This window comes from Pseudomonas sp. 8209 (assembly GCF_028682105.1).
Classification (GTDB): Bacteria; Pseudomonadota; Gammaproteobacteria; order Pseudomonadales; family Pseudomonadaceae; genus Aquipseudomonas; species Aquipseudomonas palmensis.
On sequence record NZ_JANIAH010000003.1, the window covers coordinates 479,358 to 491,677 of the forward strand.

The window sequence follows — 12,320 nt, forward strand, 5'->3', positions numbered from 1 at the left end:
ACGTTCGTACACGGCCCGGCCTGCGGCCAGGCTTCGGTTATTCAGGGTTTGGCGTGCGCTGCCAGGTGTTCCAGGGCGGACTCCAGGGCCAGGCGATAGCCGGTGGCGCCCAGGCCGCAGATCACCCCTACGGCGACGTCTGAAAAGTAGGAGTGGTGGCGAAACGGCTCGCGCTTGTGCACGTTGGACAGATGCACTTCGATGAATGGGATGCTCACCGCCAGCAATGCGTCACGTAATGCGACGCTTGTGTGCGTGAAAGCCGCCGGATTGATCAGGATGAAGTCCACCCCTTCGTTGCGTGCGGCGTGGATGCGATCGATCAGTTCGTACTCGGCATTGCTTTGCAGGTATTGCAGATGGTGGCCGGCGGCGCGTGCACGCTGCTCCAGGTCCTGGTTGATCTGGGCCAGGGTCACGGCCCCGTAGACGCCCGGTTCGCGGGTGCCTAGCAGGTTCAGGTTGGGGCCATGCAGCACCAGTAGCGTTGCCATCTGCGGTTCCTTTTATTGTCGGGCAAAAACGTAGCGCGGCGACTATGCCGCAAACTGCCGAGCACTGTCCAGTTACCTGCAATAGCCAGCACGATGACCGAGATTCGCGCGAAATTTATGACTATCTTGCCAATTTCGGTCATCCGTGGCGCTTTTCAAGCGGCCCCAGCAGTTATAGACCCACTTCGCTGCGAATGCGCGCCAGGTGTTCGGCAAATTCGCCGGCTTTTACCTCGCCTATCACCCTGCTGTCGGTTTTTTCGCTGCCGTTCGCGGCAAACACCAGGAAGCCCGGCGGGCCGAACAGCTGGTAGCGGTCCAGCAGCGCGCGTTGCTCGGCGTTGCTTTGGGTGATGTCGAACCGTACCAGGCGGTAGCCCTGCAGTTGCGCCTGCACGGCCGGATTGCCGAGCACGTCATGCTCGATCACCTTGCAACTGATGCACCAGTCGGCGTACCAGTCCAGCAGCAGCGGTTGCCCGGCCGCCCTGGCTTCGGCCAGCAGGCCATCCAGGGCGGCGGGGGTGTTCACCGTCTGCCAGGCGCTGACCGGTGCGGCCGAGGGGGTGCTGGCGGGGGCGGGGAGTGGCCGCAGCGGGTCGGCCTGGCCACTGAAGGCGCCGTACCAGCAGGCCAGCGCGTAGGCCAGCAGCAACAGGCCGAGCAGCTGCGCCAGGCGCTGGCCGGTGGTCTTCACGCCGAATTCCAGGGCGCCGAGGAACAGCGCCACGCCGGCTGCCAGCAGACCGATCAGCAGCAGGGTGAGCGGGCCGGGCAGCACGCGGCTGAGCAGGCCGATGGCCAGGCCCAGCAGCAGCACGCCGATGGCGTTCTTCACCGTGACCAGCCACGGCCCGCTTTTGGGCAGCCAGGCCGCACCGCCGGTGGCCACCAGCAGCAGCGGCGCGCCCATGCCCAGGCCCAGCGCGAAGAGTTTCAGCGCCCCGCCGATGGCATCGCCGCTGGCGCTTATATAAAGCAGCGCACCGGCCAGTGGCGCCGACACGCAGGGCGAGACCAGCAGGCTGGAAACCACCCCGAGTACGGCGGCGCCCAGCAGCGAGCCGCCCTTGGTCTGCCCGGCCACGCGGTCCAGGCGGCTGCTGATGAACTGCGGCAGCTTCAATTCGAACAGGCCGAACATGGCCAGGGCGAATACCACGAAGAATGCCGCGAAGGGCACCAGCACCCAGGCCGATTGCAGGCGTGCCTGCAAATTGAGCTGGGCACCGAACAGGCCCATCAGCGCGCCGAGCAGGGCGAAGCAGGCGGCCATCGGCAGCACGTAGGCCAGCGACAGGGCCAGGCCGCGACCGCCGCCGACCTGGCCACGCAGCACCACCCCGGAAAGGATCGGCAGCATCGGCAGCACGCAAGGGGTGAAAGTCAGGCCGACGCCGGCAAGAAAGAACAGCAGCATTTCCTTCCAGCTCCAGGCATTGCTGCTGGCCGGCGCGGCGGCGGTGGACGGGGCGCCGACGCCGTCGATGCTCAGGCGCTCGGTTTCCGGCGGGTAGCACAGGCCCTTGTCGGCGCAGCCCTGATAGCTCACCACCAGGGTGAAGGGGCGCTGGTCGGCAGTGCGTGGCAGGTCGATGTCGAGGATGCCGTGGTACACCTCGACGTCGCCGAAGTACTCGTCGTGCTTGGCCTCGCCGGCAGGTAGCTGCGCGGTGCCCAGGGCGATGTCGGCAGGTTCGGTACGGAACTGGAAGCGGTGACGATAGAGGTAGTAGCCCTCGGTGGTGACGAAGCGCAGCTTGATGGCCTGGGCGTCGCCCTGGATCAGGTTGAGCTTGAAGGCTTCGCGCACGGGCAGGAAGTCGGCGCTGTTGTTCAGGCCCGGTGCGCCGAGGGTGGCGCTGGGGCGGTTGTCGAGCAGCCCGGCGCCCATGGCGGGCAGGGCCAGGACCAGAAGCAGGAGGCAAAGCAGGCGACGCATGAGCGGTCTCGCTGGGGGGAACGTGGGGGCAATGATAACGGAGTTTGAGCAGGAGCAATCGAGTTGAACCCATCGCGGGTCAAGCCCGCTCCCACAGACAATGCATCTGGCTCAATCAGGATGCATACCTGTGGGAGCGGGCTTGACCCGCGAGAGTCCCCTGGATCAGACCCGGAACGCCTGCACGGCGGTGTTCAGCTCCCCGCCCAGGCGCAGCAGATGCTCACCCTGCTCGCGCCCCTCGCCAATGCGCTCCAGGTTGTCCGCGCCCAGTTCGTGGATCCGTTCGCTATGGTCGCGAATCTCGCTCACCGCACCGCTCTGCTGCGCGGTCACGTCAGCGATGCGTACGGCGGTCTGCGCAATGGTCTGGATCGCCGCGACAATCTCGTCCAGCGCTCCATCGGCAGACTGCGCCTGCTGGGCAGTGGCCTCGGCGTGCTCCAGCTGCGCGCGCATGCCTTCCACCGATTCGCGTGCCGCCTGCTGCAGGCGCGCGATCAGGGTCTGGATCTCGCCGGTGGCTCCGGTGGTGCGCTGGGCCAGCGAACGCACCTCCTCGGCCACCACGGCAAAGCCGCGGCCCATCTCTCCGGCCCTTGCCGCCTCGATGGCCGCATTCAGGGCCAGCAGGTTGGTCTGTTCGGCAATCGAGCGGATCACCGTGAGCACGCCGCCAATGGTCGCCGACTCCTGGGCCAGGCCCTCGATCATCTGTGCATTGCCCTGCACCTCGTCCACCAGCAGGCGCAGCCCGCTCAGGCTCTGGCCGATCACCGCCTGGCCCTGTTCCACCGCCAGCCCCGCGTGGCGGCTGGCGTCGGCGGCCTGGCTGGCATCGCCGGCCACCTGGGTGATGGTGGCCTCCAGTTCGCCCAGCGCGTCGCGGATCTGCGCGGTGTCGCCGGCCTGGCGCTCGGCGCCGTCGTGCAGCGCGCTGCTCATGCCGGCCAGGGCGTGGCTGCTGCCGGCCACCTGCTCGGCGTTGCTGCGGATGGTGCCCACCAGGTCCACCAGGTAGGCACGCAGGCGGTTGAGCGAATCCTGGATGTCGTGCATTTCGCGGTTGCTGCGCCCCAGCGCAATGGCCTGGCTGAAGTCGCCGCCGGCCCACTGCGAGAGCGCCGGCGCCAGGTTGCCCAGCACCCGCGCCAGGCGCCGCTGCAAGGTGTCGATGAGCAGGGCGATCAGCAGGATCAACCCGATCATCAGGCCCTGGATCACCCGCACTTCGCCCTGGATCTGCCCATGCTGCGCGCGCACCCCCGGTTCCAGGTCGGCGATGGCCTGCTGCACGGCGGCCATGCGCGCCTGGGTGGTGGTGGCCAGTTCGGTACGGCGCTCGATCTGCGCGCGGGTGCGCTGCAGTTCTGCCGGGTAGCGCGCCAGCAAACTGCCCAGCTCGCGCTTGAGGGCCACGCCGACGTCTTCGGCGCTGGTGGTGGCCTCGCTCTGCAGGCCCATCATCGCGGCGAAGTCGTCGGCGCCGGATTCCACCGCCGCGGTCACGCCCAGCAATGGCAGGGCGTCGAGGGCTTTGGCCTGGGTGATGATCAGTTGCAGTTCGCGCTCCACCTCGTCGGCCAGCTCGCTGCGCCCGCTGCTCACCAGCTTGTCACGCGCCAGCGACAGGCGGCCCAGGTGCAGGCTGGCTTCCAGCAGTGCCGATTGGTAATGCGCCGCCTCGGGGTGGCCGCTGTCGTGGGCGTAGCGGGCGAGCTGTTCGAGGTTGGCGCCCAGTTCGCGTTCGGCCTGCAGCAACAGGGCCTGGGGGTCGCCAGCGAGCTTGCCGGCGGCCAGCAGCTCATTGGCGGTAAATGCCTGCAGGGTGTCGAGGCTGGGGCGCAGTTGCGCGGCCAGCTCATCGGGCAGCTGGGCCAGTTCCTGTTGCAGGTCCTGGGTGCTCTGCAGCGCGGTGGCGTGGCGCAGGGCATCGCCACTGTTCAGGTAGTCCTGGGTGTTGCGGGCCACCTGGTTCTGGAACTGCTGGGACAGCGCCAGGTAACGCTCCATCAACAGGTAGGGCTGTTCCAGGGCGCGTTGCGACCACCACAGGGTCGCCCCCAGGGCCAGGCACACGGTTACCAGCAGCAGGGTGTTCAGATTGGTCAGCAACTTCAGGCGCATGAGCGGGCTCTACCAACGGCGGGATGGCAAGTGCCTGAAGTTATTGCGTTTTTATGACGTGGTTATGACGATGGCAGGGGTGTTGCGAAATAAAGTGGCTATATGGTGGCCCTGTCGCCGGCAACGCCGGCTCCTACAGGGGCCGGGTTGCTGGCGAAAAGGCTCAGGCCTCGACCCGCTGTACGCAGTTGCGCCCCGCACCCTTGGCCAGGTACAGCGCCTCGTCCGCTGCGGTGGCCATGCTCAGCGCATCCAGCCCGTCGCTCAGTTGCACCACCCCGGCACTGAAGGTGCACGACAGGTCACGCGGCTGCGCCGGGTAGTGGATCTCGGCAAAGCGCCGGCGAATCTCGTCCAGCACCTTGTGCGCCGCGTGCAGGTCAGTGTTGGGCATCACGATGGCGAACTCTTCGCCGCCATAACGGCCGATGAAGTCGGTCTTGCGCAGGCGCTGCTTGAGAAACAGCGCCAGGCTCTTGATCACCCGGTCGCCCATGGGGTGGCCGTGGCTGTCGTTGACCTTCTTGAAGTGGTCGATGTCGAGCATGGCAAAGCTCAGCGGGCGGTCTTCGCGCCGCGCCCGGAAGCTGCAGTCTTCGAGCAGTTGCAGGATGTGCGTGTGGTTGTACAGCCCGGTGAGGCTGTCGCGCACCATGCGCGCCTTGAGGTTGCGCGCCCTGGCCGCACGGTTGCGCACGGTGGTGATCAGGTGGCGCGAACGGATCGGCTTGGTGAGGAAGTCGTCGCCACCCTCGCTCATGGCATCGAGCTGCTTGTCCAGGTCGTCCTCGGCCGACAGGTAGATGATCGGCACGCTCACATAGCGGTCGTTGTGGCGGATCACCTTGGCCAGCTCGGTGCCGGTGCAGGCGGGCATGTACATGTCGAGGATGATCAGGTCGGGCTGAAAGTCGGCCAGCTCGGCCATGGTCTGGATCGGATCGGTGAGGGTGCGGGTGACGATGCCGGCATTGTTGAGCAGGCGCTCGGTGTGCAGTGCCTGGGCCCGCGAGTCGTCGATCACCAGCACCTTGAACGGTTCGTACTGGGTCACGCTGGTGAGCAGCTCGACCTTTTCCAGCAGGCTGGAGGCCTCCAGGGTACCGGTGAGAAATTCCTGGCCGCCGGCGCGTACCGCGGCAAGCCGGGTGGGGGTATCGGTTTCGTGCAGGCTGAAGAACAGCAGCGGCACGCGCTGCTCCAGGCCCTGCTGGGCCTGGGCAGCCAGCTGCAGGCCCTGGCCCTGGCCGCCGAAGTCGACATCCATGACGATCGCCGCCGGCAGGCGCTCGGCCATCGAGGCCTGGAACGCCTCGGGGCTGTACAGCGGTTCGACCCCCAGGCCGAAGAACTCCAGCTGCTTGGCCAGGCGCTCGGCGCGCTCGTGGTCCTGCAGCATCACGTAGATGGGCTTGCGCAGCGGCGGCAGCGGGGTGCGCTCGAGCTGGTCGCCCTGGCGCAGGCCGGTACGCGACAGGCGCTGCATCAGGCGGTTGAGTTCGTTGATCAGGCTGCTGCTCAGGCGCGCGCTGTTGGCCTCCACCGCCGCCAGGGTCTGGCCGATGGCATCGGCCAGCAGGCTGTGCTCGGGCTGCTCGAAGCGTTCGGCGTAGCGCTGCAGGCGCAGGTTGGCCTCGCCCAGCTCGCTCAGGTCGCAGCTGGTCCACTCGCTGCGCTGCAGGCGCTGCCAGATCTCGAGAATTTGCCGGGCCTGGTGAATGACCCGCTGGGCAAAGTGTTGCTTGAGGCGCGCACGATTCGGGTCTTCTGGCTCGGTCATGTCCTGACTACTTGTAAGGGGTGAGGCAATTCGAGTGATGGCTCTATGCTAGCACCACTTTTCCGGCAATCGAGTGTGCTGCATCAATTAACTGGGGTGGCGCTAAATTCCTTTCCTGACCCGTTAGTCACTTATGCGAAGCGGCGCGCTTGATTTATAGTGCAGGCTTGGCTGGCGCCCCGGCCGCGCACGCTGGCACACAATGCTGGCCGGCGTGGGCACGAAGCGGGGGCCGCGCGGTCGAACCCTGGACACGACCTGACAGAAAGGACAACGCCATGCTGGACTGGAAAAACCGTACAGGCAAAGCCGAGGCACGCGAGCGGGTGGACGCCCGTGGCTCGGGCACCCGCAGCTACTTCGGCGGGCTGTTGTTCAGCCGGGCGCTGGGCACCCTGATCGGTCTGTACCTGCTGGTGACCATCGCCCTGGGCTGGTACTGGAGCCAGGAGCCCGACCTGTTCCCGGTGCAGCAGAACGCCCAGGCCGCCGCCGAGCGCAACGGCCAGCAGATGGTCGTCGGCTACACCACCGTCGAAACCCTCAAGACCGTGGTTGCCACCCTGCTCGACAAGCCAGGCGGCTACATCTCCAACGACCGCTTCCCGCCGGGCCTGTGGATGGACAACATGCCCAGCTGGGAATATGGCGTGCTGGTGCAGGTACGTGACCTCAGCCGTGCCCTGCGCAAGGACTTCGCCCGTTCGCAGTCTCAGTCGGCCGAAGACGCCGACCTTGCCAAGGCCGAGCCGCGCTTCAACTTCGACAACAAGAGCTGGATCCTGCCGTCGAGCGAGTCGGAGTACCAGGAAGGCATCAATTCACTGAACCGCTACCAGAAGCGCCTGGCTTCGCCCGACCAGCAGGGCGCGCTGTTCTACACCCGTGCCGACAACCTCAACAACTGGCTGGGCGACGTGGCCACGCGCCTGGGCTCGCTGTCCCAGCGCCTGTCGGCCAGCGTGGGCCGGGTCAAGCTCAACACCACCCTCAAGACCGAATCGGTGGTGCCGGGCCAGGTGCCGCAGCTGGACGAGGAAGTGGTCGAGACGCCGTGGCTGCAGATCGACAACGTGTTCTATGAAGCCCGTGGCCAGGCCTGGGCGCTGTCGCACCTGCTGCGCGCCATCGAGGTCGACTTCGCCGACGTGCTGGCCAAGAAGAACGCCACCGTCAGCGTGCGCCAGATCATCCGTGAGCTGGAAGCCTCGCAGGAGCCGCTGTGGAGCCCGATGGTACTCAACGGCAGCGGCTTCGGCATGTGGGCCAACCACTCGCTGGTGATGGCCAACTACATTTCCCGCGCCAACGCCGCAGTGATCGACCTGCGCCAGCTGCTGTCCCAGGGCTGATGCTGTTCAGCCAGAGCGAGGCGGCGCACCGCGCCGCCTCGGATGCCGAGCGCATCGCCTGGGTCGACGAGCAGGACAACCTGCTCGGCGCCAAGCCGCGGGCCGAGCTGCGCGAGCAGGGGCTGATCGGGCGGGGCACCTACATCCTGCTGTTCAACAGTGCCGGCGAGCTGTGCGTGCACCAGCGTACCCTGAGCAAGGCGATCTACCCCGGCTACTGGGATGTGGCCGCCGGCGGCATGGTCGACGAGCACGAAAGCTACGAGCGCTGCGCCGCGCGCGAGCTGGCCGAGGAGCTGGGGGTGAGCGGCGTGTCGCTGAGCTTCCACGAGCGCTTCTTCTTCGACCAGCCTGGCAACCGGCTCTGGTGCGCTGTGTTCTCGGCGGTCTGGGACGGGCCTTTGCGCCTGCAGCCCGAGGAGGTCAGCCAGGCCCGCTTCATGCCCTTGCAGGCAGCCCTGGACGACAGCCTGAGCACCCCCTACTGCCCCGACTCGCTGGCGGCGCTGAACCGTTTCGTGGCGCGGCGCGGCTGACGTCGCGAAAGCCAAGCAAAATGGCGCAGTTTTGCACTTAGCATTCGGCGCAATTGTGGTTACACTGCGCGGCCTTTTCACCCTGCCACGGCTTGCCGCGGCAGGTGCGCTGCCCCTGCCAGAGTGGGGCTTCGCGGTCGGTACCTCGCCCCGGGGCATCGACCAGTTTTTGTCCTCAACGCAGAGGATCAAAAGTGGCCAAGAAAGCCGCATCATTCGCCGCCCTCGGTGGCCTGGTGTTCTCCACCGATGCAGGCCGGCATTGCCCGGACTGCAGCAAACCCGTCGATGCCTGCATCTGCAAGCAGACACTCATCCCCGAAGGCGACGGCATTGCCCGTGTGCGTCGTGAAAGCAAAGGCCGTGGCGGCAAGACGGTGACCACCATCAGTGGCGTACCGCTCCCCCTGGATCAACTCAAGGAACTGGCCACCACGCTCAAGCGGCGTTGTGGTACGGGCGGCGCGTTGAAAGACGGCGTCATCGAGATCCAGGGCGACCACGTCGAGTTGTTGCTGGCCGAGCTGATCAAGCAAGGCTTCAAGGCGAAAAAGTCCGGCGGCTGATGGCCGCTGCGAGGTTTTTCCTGCAGCACTTCTAAACTCGTTCCCTGGGCAGGGGTCTATGCCTGAACAGGGAGAATCGTCATCTTCATTTTCTACACTGGCCAGCACGCCCTGGCCGGTGTTCACGACTTTCTTTATAGGGGACTTCGATGTCCGTACGACGCACACGCAAAGACGATGGCAGCCAATGGACCGTGGCCGACAGCCGCAGTGTTTACGGCATTCGCCATTGGGGCGCGGGTTACTTCGCGATCAACGAGGCCGGGCGCGTCGAAGTACGCCCCAACGGGCCGGACAGTGCGCCGATCGACCTGTACGAGCAGGTCGACGAGCTGCGCCAGAGCGGCCTGTCGCTGCCGCTGCTGGTACGTTTCCCCGACATCCTGCAACACCGCGTGCGCCAGCTGACCGGCGCATTCGACGCCAACATCGCGCGCCTGGAGTACCAGAGCCAGTACACCGCGCTGTACCCGATCAAGGTCAACCAGCAGGAAGCGGTGGTGGAGAACATCATCGCCACGCAGAACGTGTCCATCGGCCTTGAGGCCGGCTCCAAGCCCGAGCTGCTGGCGGTGCTGGCGCTGGCGCCCAAGGGCGGCACCATCGTCTGCAACGGCTACAAGGACCGCGAGTTCATCCGCCTGGCGCTGATGGGGCAGAAACTGGGTCACAACGTGTTCATCGTGATCGAGAAAGAATCCGAAGTGGCACTGGTGATCGAGGAAGCCGCCGACCTCAAGGTCAAGCCGCAGGTCGGCCTGCGCGTGCGCCTGTCGTCGCTGGCTTCGAGCAAGTGGGCCGATACCGGCGGCGAGAAGTCCAAGTTCGGCCTGTCGGCTGCGCAGCTGATTTCGGTAGTGCAGCGCTTTCGCGATGCCGGCCTGGACCAGGGCATTCGCCTGCTGCACTTTCACATGGGCTCGCAGATCGCCAACCTGGCGGACTACCAGCACGGCTTCAAGGAAGCCATCCGCTACTACGGCGAGCTGCGTGCGCTGGGCCTGCCAGTGGACCACATCGACGTGGGCGGCGGCCTGGGCGTGGACTACGACGGCACCCACTCGCGCAATGCCAGCTCGATCAACTACGACATGGACGACTACGCCGGCGTGGTGGTGGGCATGCTCAAGGAGTTCTGCGACGCGCAGGGCCTGCCGCACCCGCACATCTTCTCCGAGAGCGGCCGCGCGCTGACCGCGCACCACGCGATGCTGGTGGTGCAGGTAACCGACGTCGAGAAGCACAACGACGAAGTACCCGAGATCGAGGACAAGCAGAGCCTGCCCGAAACCGTGCAGTGGCTGGCCGACCTGCTGGGCCCGACCGACATCGAGATGGTCACCGAGACCTACTGGCGTGCCACCCACTACATGAGCGACGTGGCCGCGCAATACGCCGACGGCAAGATCACCCTCGCGCAGAAGGCCCTGGCCGAGCAGTGCTACTTTGCCGTGTGCCGCCGGTTGCACAACTCGCTCAAGGCGCGCCAGCGCTCGCACCGCCAGGTGCTGGACGAGCTCAACGACAAGCTGGCCGACAAGTACATCTGCAACTTCTCGGTGTTCCAGAGCCTGCCCGACACCTGGGCCATCGGCCAGGTGCTGCCGATCCTGCCGCTGCATCGCCTGGGCGAAGAGCCGCTGCGCCGTGCGGTGCTGCAGGACCTGACCTGCGACTCGGACGGCAAGATCAACCAGTACGTCGACGAGCAGAGCATCGAGACCAGCCTGCCGGTACACGCCATCAACGAGGGAGAGGACTACCTGCTGGGGATCTTCCTGGTGGGTGCGTACCAGGAAATCCTCGGGGACATGCACAACCTGTTCGGTGACACCGACTCGGTGAACATCTACCAGAACCCCAACGGCAGCGTGTACCACGCCGGCATCGAGACCCACGACACCATCGAGGACATGCTGCGCTACGTGCACCTGTCGCCCGAAGAGCTGATGACCCACTACCGCGACAAATGCGCCAGCGCGAAGATCACGGCGCGTGAGCGTACCCAGTTCCTGGATGCCTTGCGCCTCGGGCTGACCCGCTCGTCCTACCTGTCCTCCTGACCGTAATCGCGGGTCAAGCCCGCTCCCACAGGTTTTTCATCATCCTTGAAGCTGATGCAGTACCTGTGGGAGCGGGCTTGACCCGCGATAGGGCCGGCACTTACACCACAAACCACCCGTCACGCCGCTGCAACCGCCACCCCATCACCCCCAGCGTCACCGCCCGCAGCCCCATGAACAGCAGAAAGCCCAGCCACAGCCCGTGGTTGCCCAGCCCGCTGGCCGCATAGGCGAACGGCAGTGCTATCGCCACGCTCAGCAGCATGCCGTTGCGCATCTCCCGTGCCCTTGTCGCGCCGATGAACAACCCGTCGAGCAGGTAGCTCCACACCGCCACCAGTGGCAGCAGCGCCAGGTATGGCAGGTACTCGAACGCCGTCTCGCGCACGCTGGGGATATCCGTCTGCAACTGGATGAACCAGTGCCCGCCCAGCAGGAACACCCCGGCAAACCCCAGGCTGACGATCAACGACCAGCCACACGCCACCGTCATCGAACGGCGCAATGCGCCGCGGTCCCCGGCGCCGATCGCATGCCCGCACAGTGCCTCTACCGCATGCGCCAGGCCGTCCAGTGCATACGCGGTCAGCAGCAGGCCGTTGAGCAGCAGCGCATTGGCCGCCACCGTCGCCTCGCCCAGGCGCGCACCCTGCACGGTGATCAGGAAGAACACCCCCTGCAACGCCAGGCTGCGAATGAAGATGTCGCGGTTCACGCTCAGCAGCGGGCGCCAGTTCTGCCAGCGCCTGAGCAGCGCCCAGGCCACCTGCCCGGGGTAGGCGCGCAGGGCCGGGCGCGTGAGCGCCAGGCCGAGCAGCGCGGCCGACCATTCGGCGATCACCGACGCCCGCGCCGAGCCCAGCACACCCCAGTCCAGCCCCAGCACGAACCACAGGTTGAGCACGATGTTGAGCAGGTTGGTGGTCAGCAGGATCGCCAGCGGGGCACGGGCGTTCTGCGTACCCAGAAACCACCCCACCAGGGCAAAGCTGGCCAGCGCTGCCGGCAGGCCGAGCAAGCGCGTGTGGAAGAACGCCAGGGTGTTTTCCTGCAGCGCGGCACTCGGTTGCATCAGGCCCAATGCCAGGTGGCTGAAGGGAATCGCCAGTGCCCCCAGCAGCACGGCGAACAGCAACGCCAGCAGCAGCCCCTGCATCAGCACCTGGCGCAGCGCGGCGCCGTCGGCGCGTCCGGCCGCCTGGGCGGCAAAGCCGGTGGAGCCCATGCGCAGGAAGCCCATCAGAAACGCCAGGAAGGTATACAGGCTGGCGCCCACCGCCACGGCGCCGAGCTGGTGCGCGTGGGGCAGGTGGCCGATCACGGCGCTGTCCACCAGCGCCACCATGGGCACGGAAATGTTGGAAAGAATCATCGGCGCGGCCAGCGCCCAGACCCTGTGGTGGGTCGGGCGGTCGCGCCAGTCGCTGAGTAGTCGGGACATGCAGGCTCCTTGAGAACCG

9 protein-coding genes are annotated in these 12,320 nt (G+C 66.4%); 4 read left to right on the forward strand and 5 right to left on the reverse strand.

Annotated elements, in window-relative coordinates:
• Positions 1-41: 41 nt before the first annotated feature.
• The 4 genes from aroQ to NP552_RS08955 form a co-directional block, all read right to left on the reverse strand.
• Positions 42-494, reverse strand: coding sequence for a type II 3-dehydroquinate dehydratase (gene aroQ, locus NP552_RS08940; protein WP_043860461.1), 453 nt, complete (start codon positions 492-494; stop codon positions 42-44).
• Positions 495-666: 172 nt separating this feature from the next.
• Positions 667-2,436 carry a protein-disulfide reductase DsbD gene (locus NP552_RS08945; RefSeq protein WP_258661245.1) on the reverse strand — a complete coding sequence of 590 codons (1,770 nt, stop codon included), beginning with the start codon at positions 2,434-2,436 and terminating at the stop codon, positions 667-669.
• A gap of 165 nt (positions 2,437-2,601) precedes the next feature.
• On the reverse strand, positions 2,602-4,563 hold the full coding sequence (locus tag NP552_RS08950; protein WP_054916139.1) for a methyl-accepting chemotaxis protein: 1,962 nt from the start codon (positions 4,561-4,563) through the stop codon (positions 2,602-2,604).
• Between the two features lie 163 nt (positions 4,564-4,726).
• Positions 4,727-6,343: a response regulator gene (locus NP552_RS08955; RefSeq protein ID WP_043860458.1), complete on the reverse strand. Its 1,617-nt coding sequence runs from the start codon at positions 6,341-6,343 to the stop codon at positions 4,727-4,729.
• 278 nt (positions 6,344-6,621) lie between these two features.
• Here NP552_RS08955 and NP552_RS08960 point away from each other — a divergent pair, with 278 nt between their 5' ends.
• From NP552_RS08960 to speA, 4 genes are all read left to right on the forward strand, one after another.
• Positions 6,622-7,695 carry a DUF2333 family protein gene (locus NP552_RS08960; RefSeq protein WP_043860457.1) on the forward strand — a complete coding sequence of 358 codons (1,074 nt, stop codon included), beginning with the start codon at positions 6,622-6,624 and terminating at the stop codon, positions 7,693-7,695.
• Positions 7,695-8,231, forward strand: a complete 537-nt coding sequence (locus tag NP552_RS08965) for an NUDIX hydrolase (RefSeq protein ID WP_043860456.1) — start codon at positions 7,695-7,697, stop codon at positions 8,229-8,231. Before NP552_RS08960 ends, NP552_RS08965 begins: the two co-directional genes overlap by 1 nt.
• A 194-nt stretch (positions 8,232-8,425) precedes the next feature.
• On the forward strand, positions 8,426-8,797 hold the full coding sequence (locus NP552_RS08970; RefSeq protein WP_043860455.1) for a translation initiation factor Sui1: 372 nt from the start codon (positions 8,426-8,428) through the stop codon (positions 8,795-8,797).
• Positions 8,798-8,946: 149 nt separating this feature from the next.
• A complete protein-coding gene (gene speA, locus NP552_RS08975; protein ID WP_043860454.1) occupies positions 8,947-10,860 on the forward strand; it encodes an arginine decarboxylase in 1,914 nt (637 codons plus the stop codon).
• Between the two features lie 100 nt (positions 10,861-10,960).
• Here speA and NP552_RS08980 read toward each other — a convergent pair whose 3' ends face one another.
• Positions 10,961-12,301 carry an MATE family efflux transporter gene (locus NP552_RS08980; protein ID WP_274096647.1) on the reverse strand — a complete coding sequence of 447 codons (1,341 nt, stop codon included), beginning with the start codon at positions 12,299-12,301 and terminating at the stop codon, positions 10,961-10,963.
• Between the last annotated feature and the right edge of the window lie 19 nt (positions 12,302-12,320).